Raw genomic sequence first — 24,121 nt, 5'->3', positions numbered from 1 at the left:
TATCAAAGTTTAAATAGTCTTGTTCAAATAAATACGATAAATAACTAATTTCTACGTTTTTTGATTTTCAAATTTTAAATGTATTGATTTAATCGTTTTTTACACACATTTAATCGTTCAATATTATATTTTGGACCGTGATAAAAAGCTATTGCTATTTGATATTTCTATTATAAAGGGAAGTAAAATGTTTTAACTGAATACTATAAGTAAATATACTAAAAAAGAAATATTGATTTAATAAATTATAAAATTACCGTTCATGTTGTTTTTTTTTACATACAACTAAAAAAATATATTCCTCTAAAATATGTTGTTTTAAAAGACTAATTTTAACAAGAAAATGCTAATAAAATGATTCAAAATCCTTTTGCTACAACATCTTTTGAAAAGATATGGTCAAAGCATTTTAATCAATCAAGTAACGCCTTGAAATTCGATTTTTTAAATCAAATCTTGTTTGCCAAGCATGGCTCATTACCAGTATATTACAATGTAGGAAACAAGCTTACCAATGGTAATTTTTATAGTTTATCAGATAATGATGATTATAAAGAGAAAACATTCTTAATACGTGATGTACCGTCGTACCATAACATCAAAAAAAATGAATTAGATAGTTTAAAGCAGAAAGCTGTTTTCCAATATAAAGGATATACAACAAAGGTTAGTGATTACAGCTCTTTGGATGCGTATTTACGAACTATATACAAATCGAATACTCGATCAAAATTAAGAAGAAACATTAATAGGTTGGAAGTCTGTTTTGATGTAGAATATATTATGTACTACGGTGATATTTCCGAAACTACATATCATTCTGTTTTTAAAAACTTTTATAAATTATTCGAAAAGCGCTATACAGATAAAGGTGAACCATGTGGAGAATTAGACCCAAAGGTTTGGGCGTATTATACAGAATTAGGGCTTACATTGATTAAAGATAAAAAAGCTTCGCTGTTTGTCATATATTGTGACAAAGTACCAGTTGGTATTACGTTTAGTTATCATATAGGAGATATTTTGATTGAGGCACTTACGGTCTTCGATATTGATTTTTATAGGTTTAATATAGGTCATACCACTATTTTAAAAATGTTGGAGTGGAGTTTTAAAAACAACATTAAATTATTTGATTATACCCAAGGCGATTTTGAGTACAAAAAGCGTTGGAGTGATAGTGAATATAATACAAATTACCATATACTTTATGATTCCAATTCCTTAAAAAGTAAGGTGTTGGCTAATAGTATGGTTGCCTACTTTAAAGTAAAGAGAGCGTTTAGGGAATTGAAGCTTAATAAACTGTATCATAGTTGGAAGTATAAATTTTTTGGAAATAAAACCCGAGCTAGTTTAGATCAATCCATGTTTCAAATAGAGAGTATTCAGCCAAACAATTTTGATGTTAGCACTTCAAATCCTATTGATATTACTGGAGATAAATTTAATAACTTGAGAAGAAGTTTATATGATTTTCTATATATGAATCCAGAAAAAGTTAGCAATTTCACGTTTTACAAATTAAATGACAGTACTTATTTTGCTAAAAGTGAAACAAGCCTCTTAAAAATCATAAAAGATGATAAATAACCCATTTACATCTAAAACATACGAATTAACGTGGTTAAAGCACTTTTCAAGACATAAAGAAGGTATAGCCTTTAATTTTGTTGATGGGTTAAAGTTTTATAAGCATTTATTTCTGCCTTATTTTATAAATGTTGGGCGTAATTCTACAAATGGAATTACATATAACCTAGACCATAATGCTAGGGATTATAAAAGTAAAACACTGTTAATCTATGATGTTCCAAGTTATTACAAAATAAATCCTCCGGCAGAAGACAGTCCCATTAAATTATATTCTATTAAGCAGTATAAAGGCTATTTGGCCAATTTAGAGAGTGTAGACAATCTGGAAAGTTATTTATTAAAAGAGCTCAACACCAAATCAAGAAATAAATTTAGAAGTGCTTTAAGAAAATTTGAAACGTGTTTTGATGTAGAATATAATATTTATAAAGACTTTATTACTAAAGAAGATTATATCAGAACTATTAATGAGTTTAAGAAAATAATAGTAAGGCGCTTTGAAACCTTAAAATTAGACACGAATTTAATTGCTGAATGGCCATTTTATACTGAATTGATTTATAAAATGATACTTGACGAAAAGGCTATTTTGGTTTCAATAAAAGCTAATGGAAAGCCTGTTTCTATGTCATTGGCTTTTTTAGGAAGTGTATCATTGGTGGGAGCCATTAAAGCTTTTGATTCAGATTTTTATAAATTTAATGTTGGCCATATTGAAATCAGTAAATTAATAGAGTTTTGTCTGCAAAACAATTTAAAATATTTCGATTTTTCTAAAGGGACCTATAAATATAAGGATAGATGGACCAATAGTGAGTATAACTATAATTGTCATATTTTATACGATAGTTCAAGTTTCACCAGTAGCATGACTGCCAGGTTGTTGGCGCGCTTTTTTAATTTTAAACAGTATTTAAGGGACAAGAATTTTAATTTGCTTTTAGTTAAAGTTAAGTACAAGCTTAAACATATAATACTTAGTACAAAAAATAAACAGCGATTTGTGCTAAAACCTATTAAAAAACTAGAGAATATTGATAGTCTTTTACAGGTTAATTTAGAAGAAGAAAGCATTAAGTACCCCTTTCTTAACAGAATAGTTTATGACGGACTTTTTAAAAACCCAGAACCCTTTAAAAACTTAAAAGTTTATAAATCTAGGGGTAGTAAGCTAGCATACTATGTTGTCGGAAAGGCTTCTTTATACAGTATAGAAATTATTTAGCATTAACAATCGATGCTATTTCTGACATGGTTAAACTGTTAAAGCTATAGTCTCTTTTTAAAGTAGTAAAATGTTTGAAAATTGTTTCTAAATTGTTGAAGTTTTCTTCAATGTTAGCCCCAAAATTGTGTGGATGCCACCACATATGGTATATTTCATTATGTTTTGCAGCATAAGTCAAACCTTTTTTAACTCTATTAATTCTGCGTAGCTCTAGAGCTTTTAAAGATTTTGAGTAGGGTCTGAAAAATTTACTTGAGGGTATGTTTAAAACACCGTTTATCGATTTTATATTTGATAAGGGATATGTATTGTAACCAGATAAATTAAAATAAGCATCCATTAACCGAAACATTTTATGGGAAGGACGCTCAAGTCTATTGGTATCTGTTGTATCAAACATCCAATGTTTCTCTGTTCCTCTATAATTGGTTATTCCATGTTTGAGGCAAACACTTAAATAATCTTCGTTAATTTGATTTCTTGGAAATACAATGCTTTTAAATGTAATACCTTTCTGTTTTGCAATAGCAATAGCGGCCAATAAATCATTTTCAAACTGCTCAATGGTTTGCCCTGTTTCATTAACATAAAAATGGCTAAAAGTATGTGTGGCTATTTCATGATTTTTATTCGAGTTGATTAAGTCTATTAAGTTTGGGGCATAATGATATAAGTTATAATTTTCACCATCATCAATGTTGTCTATATATTGATACGGATTAAAAATGGAATTTTTATAGGTGGGTTTAATGCTAGGAGCAAAGTCTAATAATTCCTTTTTATTGGTGGCAAACAAAAAACCAATTGTTGCAAAATTTAATTTAACCTCATATTTATCAGCTAATTCTAAAAGTCTTGGAATAACTTTTTGAACATTTAATAAGTTTTCTTTATAGCCAGACTTGGTCTTAACATCTCTAACTCCCCAAAACAATTCGAAGTCTAAAGAAATTAATAAATATCCGTTTTTAGAAGGCATTAACTAATAATTGTTTTAATGGTTTTTAATATTATTTTAATGTCAACAAGAGTATTATGCTTATTAATATACTGCTTATTTAAGGCTATTTTTTTTGGCATAATTTCATTAACATATAACTCTTCAGGATTTTCAGCAGTTTTCAATAACTCGGCTTCATCCCTAAAAACAATAGAGGCATAATCCGTAATGCCCGGTTTTACAGTTAGTATTTCTAAATCAGATTTAGAATACAAACTCACATATTTTCTTACTTCTGGTCTAGGTCCAACAAAACTCATATTCCCTATAAAAACATTTATTAATTGCGGAAATTCATCAAGCTTGTATTTTCTTAAAAAATAACCTGTTTTTGTAACTCTTGGATCTCTATCTCCAACTGTTAACAAGCCTTTTTTGTCTGAACCTACAAACATGGTTCTAAACTTAAATATTTTAAAATCTGTGCTATTAAGTCCAACTCGAACTTGTTTGTAGAAAACAGGTCCTTTGGATTCTATTTTAAGGAGAATTGCTATTAGCAGGAGTAAAGGTAATAATAATATTAAACCTAATGCAGAAAAAATGATATCAAATAAGCGTTTTATCATAATTGAGCTAAAACAGCACTCTCTATAATATTTACTATATAATGCAACTCATCGTTAGTTAATTGTGGGTAAATAGGTAGTGATATTTCAGATTTGTAATTTTTATACGCATTCGGATAATCTGTTATAGAAAAGCCCATGTTTTTAAAAAGACTCAACAATGGTAAAGGTTGAAAATGGACGTTTACAGCAACACCATTTTGAGAAACCGTATTTATTATTATATCGCGTTGATCTTCGGTAATTCCATTAATTCGCAAAGCATACAAATGACAGGAAGAGAGTTTATCTGCGCTTTTATAGGGTGGAATAATTGCCCATGATTTAGATTCAAAAAAAGTTTGATAAAACTTATAGATTTCAGCGCGTTTTTCCAGAATGAATTCAAAATAGTCTGGTAACTGTGCCAAGCCAATAGCAGCCAAAACATCAGGCATATTAATTTTTAAACCAGGATAAATAATATCGTATTTCCAACCACCAGCTTTAGATTTAGTAAAAGCATCTTTAGTTTGACCGTTTAGGGCATAACAACGTAAATATGTGTATTCATCATTATTGTCGAAGGTTTCCTCTGGAAGGTTCAAACAAACAACACCACCTTCGGCAGTAGTAACATTTTTTACCGCATGAAATGAAAACACACATATATCTGAAGTTGTTCCAACATATTTGCCTTTATATTTTGCTCCAATAGCATGGGCTGAATCCGATAAAATCAATATTCTGTTTAGCTTTTTTTGATTGGCATTTTTTGGAGTAAACAGGTGATTCTTTTGTTTTGTTAAGTTAATTATTTCATCATAGTCGCATGGCCAACCTGCAATGTCAACAGGTATAATGGCTTTGGTTTTTTGTGTAATGGCATTTTCAATTTCAGAAACTGAAATATTAAAATCATCATTAACATCAACCAGGATTGGAGTAGCACCAACATGAATAACAGCAAGTGCAGTGGCGGCATAAGTATAGGCAGGAATGATGACTTCATCGCCTTGGCCAACACCATACCATTTTAAGGCTAAAATCAGTCCAGAAGTAGCTGAATTTACACATAACGAATTTGGAACTCCAATATATTCGCAAACCAGCTCTTCTAGTCGTTTTACTTTTGGCCCAGTTGTTATCCATCCTGATTTTAAAGCATCTGTTACTTCATTAATTACAGCATCATTTATATAAGGAGGAGAAAAAGGAATTTTCATTTTTTAATCTAATTAATAGCATTATCAAAGATAGCTATATATTGTTTAGATACATTCTCAATACTATACGTTTCAACCTTTTTTAATGCGTTTTTAACTAATTGTTCAGATAACGCCGTATTCGTTGCAATTTCTATCATGGATTCTGCTAGTGTTTCAGAATCTTGAGGTTCAACTAAAAGAGCTTCTTTTTTATGCGTAACAAAATCTCTTACACCTGTTACATTCGTAGATACAATAGGAAGTCCTACAGCTGCCGCTTCTAACAGTACACGAGAAAACCCTTCCCTGAAAGTAGGTAATACAAATGCATCAGATTTTAGCAGTAATTCTATAATGTCGGTTCGAGCTCCCAAAATACTAACAATGTCGTTGTATGAATTCAATATCTGTTTGTTTAATTTTTTAGAATCTTCTTCCAATGGACCAACCAATAAAAATTTAAAGTCATATTTTCTATTGTTACAAATTTTAGCGGCTTCAAGATAATTTATTATACCTTTTTCGTAAACCAATCTGGCTACACATATGAATGTAAATGGATTTTGCTTTCTTGCTGCCTTATCTTTAAATTCGGTTAAGTCTATACCGCTACTGTAAATTAATTCGCAGTTTTCTTTTTTTACGAGATTGTTCTTTAAATACAATTCATAATCATCTAAATTTTGGAAAACAGTTTTAAAAACACGTTTTTGTACGTTTTTGTGAAGTTGTTTATATGCAATCCTTAATATTGAACTGGATATATTGTTAGACATAAACAATGTTCCTAATCCAGTAATGGTTCTTGTTATGGGTGTATTATTATTTTTAAGGGCTAAAGGCACTAAAAATGCAGGTTTAGTATCGAAAGTATGAATGATGTCAAATTGGTTTTCACCAAAATAATTTCTTAACCATTTTATAGTTTTATAATCTGAAGTAGGAGAGAAGTGCCTAACTAAATTGTAATTGTAATATCTAATTTGCTCTGGAAATTGTGATGTACTGGTTCCAATTATGGTTACATGATAACCTGCCTGAATCAAATGTTTTGATAAGGGTATGCGTTTGTGCACATCTTCACCACCAACAAAGCAAATTCTTTTAGCCATAAATAAAATTTAGACTAATATATTATAAGTTCATCGTTTTATGAAAATTTGTTTTAATTTACAATCAGTTAAAATTAGTTAAGAATGCTAAAAGCAGTTAAGTATTTATATCATAATACTTCACTTGGAAACACAATTATTAATGCTTTTTTTGAAATGCGAAAGTATTTTGAAATCCGTTTTATGGATGAAAGAAAGTATGTAATTAATCAGTATAAAGCTAATTTTAATAAATTCCCAGATTTAGATAGTCCAAAAACTTTAAACGAAAAAATTATTTGGTTGAAATTAAACGATCGTACAGATTTACATACAAAATGTGCAGATAAGCTGTTGGTTAGGAACTATGTGGAAAGTGTCATTGGTTCAAAGTATTTAATTCCGCTTTATTACCACAGTTCTGACATTAGCGATCTAACTCCTGAAAATTTCCCAAATGACAACCCTTATATTATTAAAACCAATCACAATAGTTCAGGGGGTTTTATAGTTTCAAATTCGCAGTTAACAGATTGGAAATTGATTAGAAAAAAAATCAATAAACTATTAAAGCAAAATTATTATTTGGAGAGTAAAGAGTGGCAGTACAAGAATATTGTTCCAGCTTTTTTGGTAGAAAAATTATTGAAAGACAAAAATGGCGACTTACCATTTGATTACAAATTTCATTGCTTTAATGGTAGGGTAGAAGCTATTCAAGTTGATTTGGATCGGTTTTCAAACCATAAGCGTAATTTTTACGATCGTAGTTGGAATCTAATGCCTTTTACGTGGTCGCAATGGAAAGATAATAATCCACTTTGGCCTAATGGCCATGGTATTGATAAGCCATCAAATTTTCAAACAATGATAGATTTGGCAGAACAATTGGCCAAACCGTTTGTGTACGTTAGAATTGACTTGTATAATGTTGATGGTGCCATTTATTTTGGTGAAATTACCTTCCATCATGGAGGAGGCTGTGAACGTATTTATCCCGAATCTTGGGATTTGGAGTTGGGGTCTAAAATTGATTTAAGTACACTTAGTACGTGTTAAGATAAATATTTTTATACCACTTTTGGAACGTAAAGAATGTCCACACTTTGTAGCTGTTGTCAATTTTTCCAGTTATATGTTCGTTAACTATTTTTTGAATATAGTTTATATTGAAAATGCCTTGTGTTTCTAAAAAAGCGGTTTCAGTGTAACTTTGTAATTCTATTTTTAATATTGAACGTAGCCAATCACCAACGGGTACAACAAATCCTTTTTTGGATTTATCAAGAAAACCTTCTGGGAACTCATGTTTAAAAGCTTCTTTTAAAATGTGTTTTTTACTCCAGCCTTTTAGCAAATACGATTCCGGTAAACTATTGGAAAACTCCCAAAGTGTCTTATTTAAAAAAGGAGTACGACATTCCAGAGAGTTAAGCATGCTAGTTCGGTCTACTTTAACAAGCATATCGCCTTCTAAACTTATGTGTCTATCAACTTCTCGAAAATCATGTAACGATTTGGCTTTTGGTAAGTTAGATTTAAAATATTGGAAAGGGTTGTTAACGTGAAATTTAGAATTTATAAGTTGCGACAATTCGCTTCCAAATCCTAATGATATGATGTTCCAGTAATTATTATCGTTATAATCAATAGCATTAATAAACTTTTTAGCTTTAAAGCGTTTGCCTCTATTGTCATCACGTGTTGCTAAAATTGAATTGATTAATGGTTTAAAGGTTTTATGGGCAAATTCAGGAATCCATTTGGTATAATTTGTATTGAGTTTACCAATATAATACTTATTGTAACCACCAAACACTTCGTCACCACCATCACCAGTTAAAGCTACTTTAACAAAATCGCTTGTTTTTTTTGAAACTAAATAGGTTGGTAGAGCTGACGAATCGGCAAATGGTTCATCAAAGTTTAGAATAATATCTGTAATATGTGACTCAATATCTTTTTCTGATATAATAAATTCATGATGGTTACTCCCAATAAGATTGGCAACTAATTTGGATTTATCGGTTTCATCAAATGATTTTTTATCAAAACCAATAGAAAAGGTGTCAATTTTTTGAGTTGATAATTTTGAAAGTCCTAGACTTACTATTGATGAATCGACTCCTCCAGATAGAAAAGTTCCTATAGGCACATCACTTACAGATCGACTTTCAATACTGTTTATAACAAGATTGTTAAGTTTAGATACAGCAGCATCAAATGTTATGTCTGATGGTTCTGATTGAAGTGTGAAAATTTCAGATGTTTTGTAATTATGCGAATTTAAATCGTAAGAAATAAAATGATTGGCCTCTAGCTTGTAAATATCATTATAAATTGTGTATGGAGCTGGTATATACGTTAGTTTGAAGAATAAGTTTAAACCTGCTTTAGATAGTTCAGGTTTGAGTTTTAAGCTTTGTATAATTGATTTTAACTCTGAAGCCCAATAAAGCTCATCATTCTTCACATAGTAGTACAAGGGTTTTTCTCCAAAAAAATCTCGAGCAATAAATACCTTCCCTATGTTTGTATCCAATATACTAAACGCATACATGCCATCTAGAAGTCTAAATGCTCCAGTACCATGTTTAATATAGAGTTTCAGAATAACTTCGGTGTCACTTTGGGTATTAAATTGAACCCCTTCTTCCATTAATTGATTACGCAATTCTTTGTAGTTGTAAATTTCACCATTAAATACAATTGCAATGGATTTATCGTCATTATAAATAGGTTGCTTACCAGAGTTTAAATCAATTATGGATAGTCGACGCATAGCCATACCAACCGTACATTTAGTTTGTGAATGCGTAACCATACCGTCATCATCTGGACCACGATGAACAATTAAATCATTCATTTGGGTTAGAGAAGTCACAATATCTTGTCTATCCTTTTTTTGACTTATTATACCATTAATACCACACATAGAACTTATAGACTATCTATTAGGTTTTTAACGTGAATTCCAATATTTGATACATCGTAGGTTTTTGCTCTTTCAAAACTTAACTTACTATACATATTGCGCTCTTCAATATTATTTTGCATGTATTTTATAGCTTGTGACAAACCAACAGCATCATCAACATTTACTAAAAGACCGTATTTGGCTTTTACAAAAGAGCCAGATAGGATGTTTACTTTTTCATTATCGTTTAGTAACTCTAATGGTCCAGACATACAATTGGTACAAATTACAGGTAAACCTACTGACATAGCTTCTAATACTACATTTGGAAAACCTTCAGTAATTGAACTTAACACAAAGCAATGTTTTTCTACAATATGGGATTTTACATTATTGACATTACCGTTAAAATGAATACGATCTTGAATGTTAAGTTCTTTAGATTGCAAATTTAAATCATCGTGCAATTCGCCATCACCATAAATATCTAATATAAAGTTGCTTGGCAATAAGCTAAGCGCCTCAATAATACTCTTCTGATTTTTTACAGGAATTAAACGGCCAACAGTGACGACATTAAAGATATCTTCTAAATTTTTATACGATTTTAGTTTAGGCTTTCTGTCTTTGGTTAAAATAGGATTGTAAATTACCGATGTATCTATTTTGATATTGTAATTGGAAACTAAATCGTTGTTAATATAAATTGAGTTAGAAAATAATTTGTCATTTTTATTGTAAAAGTAGGGTATAAGCAATTTTGTTAAAAATGAAGTTGCCATTTGGTCGCTATACATTATTGAAGGAAAACAGCGTTCACTAATAATAGTTTTTAATTGTTTGTTGTTCATTTTAGCAATACCATTCATAATGTTCTGTCTCACTAAAAAGGAAACGGCAACCTCTATATTATGCTTTCTTAATGCTTTTTGATATTTGAAAATAAACTTAAAGTTATCATATAAACGCGCAAGGATGTTAGATTTAAATGAGCTTCCAGGCTTTGATAAAATTACGATTTTAGCATTTTTGTTTAAGGGTAATTTAATTTCATCGTAAAGCAGAATTAAAGTGACATCAAAGTATTTTGTAAGCTCATCCAACAATAGGCTAACTACTTTTTCTGCACCACCAAACCCAATGGCTGAAACAAATAAGGCTATTTTTCTTTTTTGAGGCATCAATTCTGTTTGGTTAAATTTAAAAATAAATTAGTGTATTGAGCCATGATTTTTGAACTACTGAATTTATTTACAACTACTTGACTCACTGTATGTGGTTTAAAAGGGAAATTATCATGAATGACATTTAGGTAATTTACAAACTCATCGAGCGAATTAGCTATATACCCGTTTTTTTCAATCTCAATAATCTCATCCAAACCACCAACACCATTATAAGCTAAAATTGGAGTGCCAACTACAGAACTTTCAATAAGTACGTTAGGAAAACCTTCAGAATACGAACCTTGCAGAAACAAATCACTATCAGTGAGATAGTGCTCAACTTCATTGGTGTATTCAATATATTGAATAGAATTAATCAAGTTTTTATGATTGATGTAATCAAAAATGGCTCCTTTTTCAGGGCCTTTTCCAATAATTGTATAATGAAATGGGTAGTTCAATTTTGATAAGGCTTCAATAATTCTAATATGACCTTTTTCCTTGCTTAACCTGCCAATGGTAATAAACTTTAAGGTTTTTTTATTTTTAGGGGTTTCAACCTTAGTTTTAAACGCCTGCGTAATGGGGTTATTGATTAAAACCATTTTAGATGCTTTAACCTTATAATTATTAATCATATCATTTCTCATATCTTTAGATTGACAAATAATACAATCGACAAGTTTGTAGGCCAATACTACCATAAACTTTGGAAAAATAGATTTGGTATAAGGATTATACTTATTCAATACGCTTAAAACATTAGCTTCTCTGACCACGAACTTTGTATTGCTGAAAAAAGGAGACATAAAGGCCATAATGGTATTCAAGTGGACTATTGAACTTACAACAATGTCTGGTTTTTCTTTTTTTAGGTATTTGAATAGACTTCCAAATGCTTTCAAAACCCTTGGCATATTCAAGTATACAACGTTTAGGTTATCAACCGAATAAACCGTGTCTTTTTCATAACCGGTAATAACCAAAGTTGCGCTAAAAATAGATTTATCAAGACGCGAGGCTACGTAAGACAAAATACGTTCTGCTCCACCAGCAGCTAACGATGGGAGCACAAAAATAATATGTACACGTTTATTGTCCATTAATTTATGGTATACGCTTTACCATTCTTGTTTAGCCATTGTTTTAAAACCAGTAATTTCCATATTAAAGGGTAACGATTCCAGCTACCATCCATATGTTGTTTAATACGAAGTTTCACTTCATTTACATTGATATTTGGAATTTGTTTCAAGCTTGAATCGTTAAGTTCATCCAATACTAAATCCTTTAATTCGTTTCTAAACCAATCTGAAAACGGCATGGTAAAACCAGCTTTTGGTCGGTTGAAATACGCTTTTGGAACAAAGTCATAAAGAATATCTTTGAGAATGCGTTTTTGATTGCTTCCAGAATATTTAAAATTAGTTGGTAAGGCTCTTGCAAACTCTACTACTCGATAATCCATTAGTGGTGCACGGGCTTCCAACGAAAACGCCATGGACGCTCTATCAACTTTAGTATTAATATCACAATTTAAATAGGTCTTCAGATCAAAATCAGACATTCTTTCATAAACATTTTTGTTGGTGTGATTCAAATACTTGAGCTCTTTTATATTTAGACAATCGTACTTAGTGTTAAGCCATGACAAATCTACTCCAGTTACAGAGGCCAAGTACAAACGTTCCAGTGACTCATATTTTAGGCCTTTCGCAATAGTTTTAAGCTTATAATATGGCATTTTACTTAAAGCACTTGATCCTATATTTCTCAATACCGAAGGCATTTTATAAATAGGGCTTACTTGTTTCATCCAATGATAACGGTGATAGCCAATAAAACTTTCATCGCCAGCGTCTCCAGATAAAGCAACAGTTACTTTCTCTCTAGTATATTTTGAAAGCAACATAGATGGAATTGCAGACGAGTCTGCAAAGGGTTCATCATAGTAATAATCAAAATTTTCAATTAAATCTAAACCTTCATCATAATTACACTGTATGACATGGTGTTCGGTTTGTAAATGGTCTGCTACTTTTTGGGCATAAACACTTTCGTCAAACCCTTTTTCATTAAACTTAACAGAAAAGGTTTTTACTTTACTTTCCGTAGATTTTGTAGCTAATGCGGCAACCAAAGAAGAATCGATACCACCAGATAAAAACACACCAACAGGAACATCTGCAAATAATCGTTTAGATACAGAATCTTTCAATATTTCGGTTAATTCAGCCTTTGCTTCTGTATAGCTACCATTAAATTTGTTCAAGCCATTGTAATCTATATCCCAGTATTGGTTATTTTCTAACTTCTTTTTTGATAAGTCATATCGAAGTGAATGACCAGGCTCTAGCTTATGAACTTCATTAAAAATAGAGTAAGGATCTGGTACAAAGCCCCAAGCCAAATAATAACTTATAGCTTTACTTGAAATAGAAAGGTTTGCATTGAATAATTGAATAGATGATAATTGACTGGCAAATTCAAATGAGTCGCCATTAAAATGATAATAAAATGGTTTTTGCCCCATTCTATCTCGCGCTGCGAATAGTAAGTTTTTTATATGGTCATAAATAACAAAAGCAAACATGCCGTTTAGTTTGCTTACAAACGCCTCACCATATTCTAAATATGCGGCGCAAATTACTTCGGTGTCGCTAGTCGTTCTAAAAGTATAGCCTTTTTGTTCTAATTCAGATTTTAGGATTTTAAAATTATATATTTCACCATTAAAAACAATACTTACGCGATTGTCATAGCTGAAAGGTTGATTGGATCTTTCATCTAAATCTATAATTGAAAGTCTATTGTGGCCTAGAACAATGTGGTTATTCTCTCCCAAGAATTTAAAATCAAGTTTATCTGGGCCGCGAAATTTAGTGCGTTCGAGTTTTAATCGAATTTGATTTTCTGTGTATTTGTTTGATGTTACGCCGTATATGCCACACATAATTTAAGCTATAATATTGTTTTGATTAATTGGGTTTTCATCTGAAATGGTTAGAGAACTATAAAGCCAAATAGATAAAAACAGAACTATATAATTGTCAAAATAATTATGGGAGACTAGTAAAAAGGTGGTTAATGTAAATGCCATGTAAGCCAACTCCTGATGTGTAGCCAAAAATCGCCTGCTTTTTACTAGCATAGACAAATAAAATACTATAATTATTAAAAATGGTACTATTCCTGATTCCCCCAAAACCATTAAATAAGTGTTATGAACACCCGATTTAATGGAAACTTTATGACTTTTTTTTCCCTGCATTTCTCTATATCCAACTCCAATAAGTGGGTTGTTTACTAAGATATCATGATAAAGTGCCCAAGTTTCATCGCGGGACTCTTTTGTAATGGTTTTTACATCTGTATTGCCACTAAATATACTTTTTAAGGCTCTAAATCTGTCTGTATTAAGTTGTAGTGAAGACGTGCCGATAATGATTATTAGTGCAACAGCACCAGCAAGTAATCCAGCTGAATTTTTCTTGTTTACAAAAACTGAAACAACATTTATGATTACCAATACAAGTATAAAATATCGAGACAATGTCAGTATTCCGGCTATGGTAAGTACAAATTGAAAAAGTAACCGAAGATAGGTTTTATCAATTGTATAAGTCAATACGAATCCAATTAAGCATACTAAACCAGCTCGATTGGGGTTAAGGTAAAGACCACTATAACGTCCATAGGAATTTGGGAAAACTAGTGCATTAATCAAAACACTTGCACCCCCAATTATAAATAAAATAAGCAAGGTCTTTCTGTCGGTGCTTTTGGCTAAACTTATGGCTCCAATAATAAACACAAAATAACGAATAACATCTTTTATATATTCTTCAGTAATGCCTGTGTAATTAAAGCCAGAAATTGAAAAGTAAGTTATCCCAAGAACGAGAAAAGGGATAATTACTGTATATTTTTTTTCCATAAAAAAATATACAACCAAACCAACAAACATCATAGAATTGGTAAGTGCTCCAGCAGTAGTCCCAAATACAGCCAAGCTAAACGTAGGTACGTTTAAAATAATTAATCCAAGTAATATGTATCTAAAGACCTTCACTAATGCGAATTAATTAATTTATGCTGTTTTCTAGTGTAATTAAACAATACCAAGCTTCTTAAAATTTGTAAAATAGCAGTACACAAAGCTATTCCCATAATACCGTACTGTTTCATCAAAATCCAATCTAAAATAACATTTAAAATGATACTTACTAAAGATACATAAGCCATATAGGCATTTTTATTTATGCTGGTTAAAAAGCGAACTACAATATTGCCACATATTGTAAATGGTAAGCCTATTAAAAACATTTTTTGAACATTGGAAACTATATTGGTGTCAGATTCTGAAAAATTATTACGTTCAAAAACCAATTCAATAATATTGTTCGAAAAAATGATTAGAATGAGGGTGATAGAAATTAACAATATAAATAACCATTTAAGCAATTGGTATAATTTCTTGTATGCTTGGTTAATATTGTCAACCGATAACTTTGAAAAATAAGGAAGCAGAACATTCCCTAGAGCCAACAGTAAAATAGTGGTTATAAATGCTGGTATTTTTAATCCGTAATTTAATGCAGCAATAGAACCTATAATCAACTGTGCAGCAAAAAACTGATCTGCCACTGGAATCAAACCAGTTAAAAAACCAGAAGACACCTTTGCAGGAACTTGTTTAAACATGGTTACAGCATTCTTGTTTTTAAAATCTGGGATGCCCAACGTTATTATGTTTTTTTGAAATGAAACTACAAGTAAAAACAGAAATTGACTGATAGCGCCAATTAACATGCCGATCGCCAAAACATCGTCCTTTAATTCATCTTGAAAGCCAAGCAAACAAATTAGCATGGCTATTGATGTTAAAACTGGATAGATTGTAGAATACCTAAACTCGTCATATATATTAAGAAGTCCGTTTAAAAATGACGTTAACCCCCAAAATAGAATACAAGGAAGTAAATAATAGAATTGAGATTTAATTAAGGCATAATATTCAGCTGTATGACCACTAAAAAAAACATTTAAATAAACATCTGTAAATAGGAAGGCAATAAACATAAAAACCAAAGAACTACAAATAGTGACAATAAAACTTGTAGATTGAAATGGCCCTATAGCTTTTTGAGTTTTCTCTTCAGCAATATAGTTAGGTATAAAAACCGTGTTAAAGGCGTTTATAAAAACTTCATTTATAAAACCGGGTACTAATAATGCAATATAGAAAGTATCCAACAATTCAGACAGTCCGAATTCTCCAGCGATTACAATTTCCTTAAAAAAACCAAAACCTTTTACAAAAATGGAGATGGCACCTACCGTTATAATATTTATAACAGTAGGATTCTTTTTTAAAGAATGAAATATTGATATGAGTTTTTGTCCTTTCACGATGGTTATTTTTCTAGAACAATCTTTTAAATGGCCATCCCATAAAAAAAACAAATTTTAGCATCTTGTTTTCTATAGCGTTTAAATAATCTTTTAAATTAAATTCTAAATAATGGGCTGCTCGTAATAAAGTGTAACAACGTTTAATAAATAATTTTGGAGTTTTTAATAAATAATCATTTTGAAACCAATTTAATATTGCTAATGAGTATATAGCCATTCCAAAAGCATCTTTTTCATGGTTTTGTATAGAAATTCTATTTTCGGTGTCGAGATAATAAATTCTTAAAACCTCATTAATATACTTGGTGCCATAGCCTTCTTTCGATAGAAGTTCCCATATGATACCTTCAGGAATATACCCTTTAGAAAAAACATTTTTATCGATATGAATACCTTTTAGAATATTGGTTCTTGTAAATCCCCATTTTTCAGATGTTAGTGGCGATTCAATATTTTGCAAAAATGTATTACTGTAATATGGGCTTTTGGGAAATTTTTGGCCAATTAAGTTTCCGTTTTGATCTTCACATAAACAAGTAACACCGCTTATTTTATCTTTTTTATCGTTTGGGATAGCAAGGTATTCCTCATGAAAGATCTGTAATGCATCTGGTAAACATTCATCATCTGAATCAAAGGGTAAAATAAATTGTCCTTTAGCCATCTCAATAGCCTGAAAAAAGCACGCCATTTTATGCTGATTCTTCGAATTGTTAATGTATTGAATTGGAAATTCAGCAGTTTTTATTAAATCTTGTGCAACTGCATGTGAGTTATCTGTTGATCCATCGTTAATTAGCACAAGCTCAAAATCTTTAAACGTTTGATTGTTCAAGGAATTAAAAACCCGTTCCAATGTGTCGGCACGATTAAAAACAGGTGTAAACACAGTAAACGTATAGTGTGGTTCAAAATTTACGACACCCTTAAAAGTTGGTATTAATTCGGTTAGAGTCATGCAGGTAATAAATTTTCTATTAGCAACTCCCATTGGTTGGCAATTGCATGATGTTCGAATTTTTGAGTGTCTAATTGAGCGTTTAAACTTAAATCAGTTCTTAACGCCTCGTTATCCATTAATAATTGCAACTTAACTTCTAATGAGGTTTGGTCTTCAACAGGTATCAAAATTCCATTTTTGTTATCAATTATTAGTTCGGAAGGACCAGAGGGACAATCAGTAGAAATACAACTTAACCCAAATGCCATAGCTTCGGTTAAAGCATTTGGGAATCCTTCGTATCGTGATGTGAACGCAAATATTTTTGCTGAATTATAATAATGGGATAAATCATCTATATTTCCTAGTAATTCTACTGAATTAGTTAGATTTAATTCGTCAATTAATTTCAAGTAGTTGTTTTTTTGTGATCCATCACCAGCAATAAATAGCTTCCAATCTTTTCGTTCAATATTGGAGAACGCTCTAATAAGCATATCTTGATTTTTTTGGTAATCTAATCGTCCAACATTTAATATTACATTTTCTCGCTTATTATCAGATTGTATTTTATTTAGTAGTTCTGGATTTAAAGGATTTAAAATGATTTTAATCTTTTCAGCTTTTATGAAACTTGAAAAATAGTCAGCAATTTCTTGGGTCTGTATCACCATATAGTCCGTGAAGGGATATATCTTTTTTCTAATCAAGCCCCAAAATTTAGATGCTTGAATATGATTTGGATGTACACGCTCACTGATTATGCAACGCACTTTTGCTATTTTCGATGCTATAACAGCATAAACATTTGGGGTAGTCATAAATCCAATCATAACTTCAATTTTATTTTGTTTTACGATTGAATATATGCCCTTAATTAGCTTAAAATGATTAAGAACTCTCGTTATAGGATTAGTATTGAATTTATAAGTGCCAGAGCAAAATTTAACCGTAACGTTTGGGTTTAAAGCGTAAAATATTTCACTACTGTACAAGGCAATAATCGTAACGTCAAAACGTGTAGATAACGAGTTGGATAAGGTTACTACAACACGTTCGGCACCACCAGTTTGAAGACTTGGAATTATAAATGCTATTTTTCGTTTCTTCAATTGATTTTATATAATCTGTGCTGTTAGACACTAAAGTTTTTTTAAAAGTATATATTTTTTTAAATCTTTAAGATATGTGTACATCTATATTAGATAAACTGCGGTTTTATAATGCAAACTGCATCATTACCAGCATCTTTTGTTAAACACATGTGGATAAGTTGTAAATATTATCAGTTTAATAATAATCCAAAACCTTCTTTTAACCGTATATTTGCTGACCCTCTTTTTTAGAAGCCTAATCTAAAAAATAAAAATCATCGATTAAAAGTGCAAAAAATACTACAAAATGCATTTTTAGTAATTATATACTTACAAAAATTATGTATTTCATCGAATATTTTGCTTAAATGTTTTGGCTACTTTGATGAAATTATAGTTTAGCAGCGATTAATAGCAAAATCGCCCCAAATGGAGAATTTTTATTTTTTAAAAATCCTTAATTCAAGGATTTTTTCAAATTTATTGTTGTTTTTATGTTTCATTTCATCGGTAAAAGGTCAAAATTATCCGCCAGAAGTATTGTTGTCTGATATAGAATATCAGGACTATCAATTGCCAACAGGTGGATTACCAGAATATTTAGAGCCCATTACAGAATCACTTTCTGGGAGTAATATAACTAGAATTAGTGATAGGGATGTGTTTGGTACAACTTCACAGCGCTTACGACACAATTATGCCCTAGACCAAACATGGAATAGTGATGGAACATTAATTAAATTAGCCGGTTATCCTGCAGCTATTTTAGATGCAGAGACATTCGAGTTTTTGTATTGGAGTAACATTCCGAGTTATGGTCGATGGAGCAATACACAACCTCATATAATTTATGGAACTTCGGTGGATAAATTTGTGGCACACGATGTTAATACCAATTCTAGAACAACCTTAAGAACATTTAGCGAATATCAAAGAGTCGATTTTGGTTTTGGAAAAAGTACACAAGATAATAACGATAGATATGTAGGGTTGATTGGCATTTTGGGTAATGGTGACCGTGTTCTTATTGTTTATGATATATTGAATGATAATATTGTGGGAACTAAAAATGTTGGTTCTCAAGGGGATTTAGCATGGTTTTCTGTATCGCAACTTGGTCAATATGCGGTTATTTCTTGGAGAAATGATGGTACAGGTGCAACACAAGGAATTAAGAGTTATAATTTAGACTTTACAAACGAACAACACTTATATAACACTACCGAACATGGAGATTTGGGAGTAGATCAAAATGGAAATGAAGTATTCGTGAGCTATGGAGGTCAAAGTCAATGGGATGCCGATTATAGTCTTTTCATGGTTAGATTAGATGGAGGAGGTGTCACTAATTTATTCCCATATGTTAATAATAGAGGAATTTGGGGTGGACATATAAGTTGTAGAAATGTTAATAGACCAGGATGGGCTTATGTAAGTGAGCAATGCTGTACAACAAACCCAGTTGCTCCAAGAGAAATATTTGCTATTAAGCTAGACGATTCAGGTACTATAGAGCGATATGCAAAACATCATAATGACGTTTCTCCAGGAGGTTTAGGACATTCGGCTCAAGCGGTGCCTAATAGAAATGGAACAAAAATATTATTTGCTAGTAATTGGAATGATAGTTCTATAATGAACGATCCAAATCCGCCAGCTTATGTATTAGAATATCCACAAGGTAATGTTGGTATGACAGTAAACGCCGGGAATGACAGACAAATTTGTAACGGTAATACCATTACATTAACGGCTACTGGAACCGGTGGAACAAATTATGCATGGAGTACTGGTCAAACAAGTCAAAGTATAACTGTATCTCCAAATGCAACTGAAACATATACAGTAACCTTATCTGATAATTCAGGAAATAGTGTTTCTGATGATGTTACTGTAACCGTTAATCCTGTTCCAATTGCGAATGCAGGAACAGATATAACTATAAACGAAGGAGAGTCTGTTAATTTAACTGCAGTAGGTGGAAGTAGTTTTTTATGGAGTACAGGCGAAATGTCACAAAGCATAACTGTAAGTCCAACAGAAACAACCACATATTCTGTAACTGTTTCAGATAATGGGTGTACAAGCGAACCAGACGAAGTTACAGTGACTGTAATACCCACTCCCATAGAAGCCGATGCTGGTGCAGATGTTGCCATTTGTTTTGGTGAAAGCACTATTTTAACGGCATCGGGAGGATCAGATTATGTGTGGAGTACAGGTGAAACTTCACAAAGCATAACGGTTAATCCACAGACAACAACAACATACACGGTAACAGTTTCTGAAGGAAACGTCTCAGATAGCGATTCAGTAATTGTAACTGTAAATCCAATTCCATCAGCAAATGCGGGAGATGATGTTACCATAAACGAAGGCGAAAGTACAACGCTAACAGCTTCTGGAGGCACAAGTTTTTCTTGGAATACAGGAGAAACCACACAAAGTATAACGGTAAATCCAACTGAAACTACAACATATTCTGTAACGGTTTCTGATAACGGGTGTACAAGTCAAGCTGACAGCGTAATTGTTACTGTAATTCCTAATAATACAACTGTTATTGCCGATGCAGGAGAAGATGTTACAATTTGTCAATATGATTATGTAACCCTTACAGCTACAGGCGGTACTGATTATGTATGGAGCACAGGGGAAACCACTCAAAGCATAACGGTTAGCCCGCTAACTACAACAACATATTCGGTAACCGTTTCAAACGGGCAAAGTTCTGATTCAGATAGCGTAACAGTAACGGTAAACCCATTGGCAGTAGCCTATGCTGGTGAAGATGAAACTATTGAGTTAGGATCGTCAATCACATTAACAGCTGAAGGTGGGAATAGCTTTTTATGGAGCAATGGCGCTACCACGCAACAAATTACGGTTAGCCCAACAGAAACAACTAGTTACTCGGTAACCGTATATATTGGTGAATGTAGTGATTCAGATAGCGTCCAAGTTACAGTTTTAGAACCCATACAAGCATCAGCAGGTGAAGATGTAGAGATATGTAATGGCGAATCTATTACCCTTAATGCTTCAGGTGGAACTACTTACTTATGGAGTACTGGTGAAACTACGGCAAGTATAACGGTAAATCCAGAAACAACAACAGAATATAATGTTCAAGTTTCTAATGGAAGTCAAACAGCCACGGCATCTGTATTAGTTACTCTAAATGTATGTGAAACAGAAACAGAACAGGATACTGTTTTGGATTCTGAAATACAGGTATATCCAATTCCTGCTAGATCTGAAATCAATGTGAGGGTTACAGGGTATTTATCTGATACAAATATAAAAATTTACGATTTACGAGGCAGAGAATTATATGCTGAAGGGATTTCAAATGGTAATACAGAAATAATGACGAAAACCATTAATGTATCTAATTTACCACGTGGAGTATTTGTATTGAGCATTAATAAAAATGGAACAACGTTTTCAAAGCGAATAATACTAAACTAACTAATAAGAGAAGAATAAATCTTTAAGCCTAGTTTTTTACTGGGCTTTTTTATTTGAATTCTACTTGTTTTACGGTTGCAATACTATCGCAATTTTCAATGGTAAATAATACTGTTTGTTCAGAAATAAGTCCTTCAATCTTATAAAAACCACAAGGTTTTTTTCTAGACTCACTATTTATTGTAAGGTCACCGTAACGCAAAACCTGTCTAGCACCAGATGTATCTAATTGTTTGTTTTTAAAGGCTTGTAGAACAGACTCATCATAAACTAATTCTTTAGAATTAATGTTTTTCAAAACGCGGGCTTCAGGACCATAATTACAAGAAACCTTTTTGCCATTTAAGAAAAAGGCCAATATAATAAGCCCAATAGAAAAGCCACCTAAATAGTAGCCAATACGATTAATTAATTTCAAAATTTAAAAAATAAGTAAGTTTATATCACTGTGTTTTAAGTCGAACCATTCACCAACAGATTTGCTGGTTAAAATTCCGTGATAAATGTACAAACCATTTTTCAATCCTTTATCAAAACGCAATGAATTTTCTAAACCGCCATCATCAGCAATCTTTAAAAGATATGGTGTAAAAATATTACTAATTGAAATTGAGGCCGATCGTGAATATCGCGCAGGAATATTTGGGACACAATAATGTGTAACACCATGTTTTACAAATGTAGGTTGTTTATGCGAAGTAACTTCACTAGTTTCAAAGCAACCTCCCATATCAATACTTACATCAATTATTACCGAGCCGTTTTTCATGCTTTCAACCATAGATTCGCGTACTAAAACTGGTGATCTGTTTTTACCACGAACCGCACCAATAACCACATCACAGCGCTTAAGCGCTTTCGATAAATTTTTAGGTTGTAAAGTAGAGGTAAAAACGGTTCTACCTAAATTGGCCTGAATGCAACGTAATTTAGTTATGGAATTATCAAAAACCTTAATGTTGGCTCCAAGTCCGAGTGCACTTCTCGCAGCAAACTCACCAACAGTTCCAGCGCCAAGAATAACCACCTCAACCGGAGGAACGCCACTAATATTACCAAACATGAGCCCATTACCATCATTGACGTTGCTTAACAATTCCGAAGCTATTAAAACGGAAGCTGTTCCGGCAATTTCACTTAACGATCGCACAGCTGGATAAGCCCCATCTTCATCTCTAATAAATTCAAAGGCCAAAGCCGTAATACGTTTTGCGGCTAATGTTTCAAAATATTTTTTAGATTGTGTTTTAAGCTGTAATGCCGAAATTAAAATAGTTTGCGGATTAATCAGCTTTATTTGATCTAGAGTAGGAGGCTCTACCTTTAAAATCATTGGACAAGCATATACTTTGGCACTATCCTTTGTGATTTCTGCTCCAGCTTCGCTATAATCTTTATCACTAAAATTAGCGCCTTTACCTGCGCCAGACTCAATTAAAATTCGGTGACCATTACTTGTTAATGCAGATACAGCATCTGGCGTTAAACAAACACGCTTTTCTTGAAACGCTGTTTCTTTAGGAATACCTATAAAAAGTTCGCTTTTGTTTTTAAGAATTTCAAGAGTTTCCTCTTGTGGCAACAGTTGTTGCTTGGTAAAGGGCGACAAAGATTTAGACATAGTTGACTAGTTAAAAACAGATAGTCAAATTACGAATTAATTTTGTAAAGAATAATATGAAAATTAAAAATACTGTTTCACTTTTTCCCAGAAAGTAGTTGGCTTAATTTTAAATTCTTCCTCAAGCTCTTCAAGTGTTTTATTAGCTGTGTTCAATTTATTAAACATACGTGCTCTAATAAGATAAATTGATGGTACAACTATAGCCATAACAGGAACTAAATAAAGTAATTGAAATTCGTCAAAGATCCCAGTGTCAGATGTTATAAATGAAATGGTTTGATAAGTATACATAACTATTGGTACTAATAAAACATGGTACCACCAATGGCGACAAGTAAAAAACCAGATTAACAATAATAATAATGGAATTAATTTACCAGAAAGTGTCCAAGCTACCACATGGGCACTTTCGTAGACTTTACTTTCATAAGTAAATAAAAAAGTGTTCCAAACTTTTACGTCAGGAACACTTTCATATAAATAAAATAAATAAGGAGTTAAAGCTATAAAAGTTGCTATAAGGCTACCTTTCAGTATAACTTTATTATTTTTTTTATCCGTTTGTCGGAACTTTAATTTTCCTTCCGTCGATTTTTGTTGTTTGATTTCCATCAGTGTCAATCATGTTAGCTGCTTGAGCCGTAAACAACATACCGCCAAAAATTGCGATTGCTAATACATACTTTTTTGTTTTCATTTTATTAAGGGATTAATTAATTAATAATCCAAAAGTATGTAGGATGTTACTTTGAAATCGGGTCGAAATGTTAAAATTATGTTAAAATCAACGTTTTTCGATTTTTCCGTTACGGTTTTTCCGTAA

General features: G+C 31.8%; 19 protein-coding genes. 4 read left to right on the top strand and 15 right to left on the bottom strand.

All coding sequences use genetic code 11. The features are described 5' to 3' along the window. Positions 1 to 354 precede the first annotated feature (354 nt). Positions 355 to 1,593: a GNAT family N-acetyltransferase gene (locus K7G76_RS12145; RefSeq protein ID WP_223034495.1), complete on the top strand. Its 1,239-nt coding sequence runs from the start codon at positions 355 to 357 to the stop codon at positions 1,591 to 1,593. Continuing rightward, positions 1,583 to 2,821 (top strand): GNAT family N-acetyltransferase, encoded by a 1,239-nt coding sequence (locus K7G76_RS12140; RefSeq protein ID WP_223034494.1) that lies wholly within the window; start codon positions 1,583 to 1,585, stop codon positions 2,819 to 2,821. The genes K7G76_RS12145 and K7G76_RS12140 overlap by 11 nt, the downstream gene beginning before the upstream one ends. Here K7G76_RS12140 and K7G76_RS12135 read toward each other — a convergent pair. The 4 genes from K7G76_RS12135 to K7G76_RS12120 are packed head-to-tail and all read right to left on the bottom strand — an operon-like array spanning position 2,814 to position 6,692. Next, positions 2,814 to 3,803, bottom strand: coding sequence for a polysaccharide deacetylase family protein (locus tag K7G76_RS12135; protein ID WP_223034493.1), 990 nt, complete (start codon positions 3,801 to 3,803; stop codon positions 2,814 to 2,816). The two genes, K7G76_RS12140 and K7G76_RS12135, sit on opposite strands and share 8 nt — an antisense overlap. Next, on the bottom strand, positions 3,803 to 4,393 hold the full coding sequence (locus K7G76_RS12130; protein WP_223034492.1) for a sugar transferase: 591 nt from the start codon (positions 4,391 to 4,393) through the stop codon (positions 3,803 to 3,805). The genes K7G76_RS12135 and K7G76_RS12130 overlap by 1 nt, the downstream gene beginning before the upstream one ends. Continuing rightward, the gene (locus K7G76_RS12125) at positions 4,390 to 5,598 is read right to left on the bottom strand and encodes a DegT/DnrJ/EryC1/StrS family aminotransferase (protein ID WP_223034491.1); all 1,209 of its coding nucleotides are present in this window, start codon (positions 5,596 to 5,598) and stop codon (positions 4,390 to 4,392) included. The genes K7G76_RS12130 and K7G76_RS12125 overlap by 4 nt, the downstream gene beginning before the upstream one ends. Before the next feature lie 8 nt (positions 5,599 to 5,606). Then, positions 5,607 to 6,692, bottom strand: a complete 1,086-nt coding sequence (locus tag K7G76_RS12120) for a glycosyltransferase family 4 protein (protein ID WP_223034490.1) — start codon at positions 6,690 to 6,692, stop codon at positions 5,607 to 5,609. An 84-nt stretch (positions 6,693 to 6,776) separates the two neighbouring features. Here K7G76_RS12120 and K7G76_RS12115 point away from each other — a divergent pair, with 84 nt between their 5' ends. Beyond that, positions 6,777 to 7,730, top strand: a complete 954-nt coding sequence (locus tag K7G76_RS12115; RefSeq protein WP_223034489.1) for an ATP-grasp fold amidoligase family protein — start codon at positions 6,777 to 6,779, stop codon at positions 7,728 to 7,730. On the opposite strand, the gene asnB (K7G76_RS12110) is transcribed toward K7G76_RS12115, so the two are convergent. From asnB (K7G76_RS12110) to K7G76_RS12075, 8 genes are read right to left on the bottom strand one after another with little or no spacing between them, the layout of a single operon-like run. Next, complete coding sequence (gene asnB / locus K7G76_RS12110) at positions 7,717 to 9,606, bottom strand: asparagine synthase (glutamine-hydrolyzing) (protein WP_223034488.1); 1,890 nt, start codon at positions 9,604 to 9,606, stop codon at positions 7,717 to 7,719. The two genes, K7G76_RS12115 and asnB (K7G76_RS12110), sit on opposite strands and share 14 nt — an antisense overlap. A 5-nt stretch (positions 9,607 to 9,611) precedes the next feature. After that, a complete protein-coding gene (locus K7G76_RS12105; RefSeq protein ID WP_223034487.1) occupies positions 9,612 to 10,769 on the bottom strand; it encodes a glycosyltransferase in 1,158 nt (385 codons plus the stop codon). Beyond that, complete coding sequence (locus tag K7G76_RS12100; protein WP_223034486.1) at positions 10,769 to 11,857, bottom strand: glycosyltransferase; 1,089 nt, start codon at positions 11,855 to 11,857, stop codon at positions 10,769 to 10,771. The genes K7G76_RS12105 and K7G76_RS12100 overlap by 1 nt, the downstream gene beginning before the upstream one ends. Next, complete coding sequence (gene asnB / locus K7G76_RS12095) at positions 11,857 to 13,707, bottom strand: asparagine synthase (glutamine-hydrolyzing) (RefSeq protein WP_223034485.1); 1,851 nt, start codon at positions 13,705 to 13,707, stop codon at positions 11,857 to 11,859. Before asnB (K7G76_RS12095) ends, K7G76_RS12100 begins: the two co-directional genes overlap by 1 nt. 3 nt (positions 13,708 to 13,710) lie before the next feature. Further along, on the bottom strand, positions 13,711 to 14,826 hold the full coding sequence (locus K7G76_RS12090) for an O-antigen ligase family protein (RefSeq protein ID WP_223034484.1): 1,116 nt from the start codon (positions 14,824 to 14,826) through the stop codon (positions 13,711 to 13,713). Continuing rightward, the gene (murJ, locus tag K7G76_RS12085; RefSeq protein WP_369412205.1) at positions 14,826 to 16,166 is read right to left on the bottom strand and encodes a murein biosynthesis integral membrane protein MurJ; all 1,341 of its coding nucleotides are present in this window, start codon (positions 16,164 to 16,166) and stop codon (positions 14,826 to 14,828) included. Before murJ ends, K7G76_RS12090 begins: the two co-directional genes overlap by 1 nt. Positions 16,167 to 16,179: 13 nt before the next feature. Continuing rightward, positions 16,180 to 17,127 carry a glycosyltransferase family 2 protein gene (locus K7G76_RS12080; protein WP_223034483.1) on the bottom strand — a complete coding sequence of 316 codons (948 nt, stop codon included), beginning with the start codon at positions 17,125 to 17,127 and terminating at the stop codon, positions 16,180 to 16,182. Further along, on the bottom strand, positions 17,124 to 18,221 hold the full coding sequence (locus K7G76_RS12075; RefSeq protein WP_223034482.1) for a glycosyltransferase family 4 protein: 1,098 nt from the start codon (positions 18,219 to 18,221) through the stop codon (positions 17,124 to 17,126). The genes K7G76_RS12080 and K7G76_RS12075 overlap by 4 nt, the downstream gene beginning before the upstream one ends. A 411-nt stretch (positions 18,222 to 18,632) precedes the next feature. Here K7G76_RS12075 and K7G76_RS12070 point away from each other — a divergent pair, with 411 nt between their 5' ends. Next, on the top strand, positions 18,633 to 21,674 hold the full coding sequence (locus K7G76_RS12070; RefSeq protein WP_223034481.1) for a T9SS type A sorting domain-containing protein: 3,042 nt from the start codon (positions 18,633 to 18,635) through the stop codon (positions 21,672 to 21,674). Between the two features lie 49 nt (positions 21,675 to 21,723). Here the strand turns inward: K7G76_RS12070 and K7G76_RS12065 are convergent, their stop codons facing one another. The 3 genes from K7G76_RS12065 to K7G76_RS12055 all read right to left on the bottom strand — a co-directional run bounded on the left by K7G76_RS12065 (position 21,724) and on the right by K7G76_RS12055 (position 23,910). Further along, on the bottom strand, positions 21,724 to 22,092 hold the full coding sequence (locus K7G76_RS12065) for a hypothetical protein (protein ID WP_223034480.1): 369 nt from the start codon (positions 22,090 to 22,092) through the stop codon (positions 21,724 to 21,726). A 3-nt stretch (positions 22,093 to 22,095) separates the two neighbouring features. Next, the gene (locus tag K7G76_RS12060; protein ID WP_223034479.1) at positions 22,096 to 23,295 is read right to left on the bottom strand and encodes an alanine dehydrogenase; all 1,200 of its coding nucleotides are present in this window, start codon (positions 23,293 to 23,295) and stop codon (positions 22,096 to 22,098) included. Positions 23,296 to 23,358: 63 nt separating this feature from the next. Then, positions 23,359 to 23,910, bottom strand: coding sequence for a hypothetical protein (locus K7G76_RS12055; RefSeq protein WP_223034478.1), 552 nt, complete (start codon positions 23,908 to 23,910; stop codon positions 23,359 to 23,361). Positions 23,911 to 24,121 lie beyond the last annotated feature (211 nt).

The organism is Hanstruepera marina, from assembly GCF_019880635.1.
GTDB classification, from domain to species: domain Bacteria; phylum Bacteroidota; class Bacteroidia; order Flavobacteriales; family Flavobacteriaceae; genus Hanstruepera; species Hanstruepera marina.
This window is presented reverse-complemented; position numbering and strand designations above follow the sequence as displayed.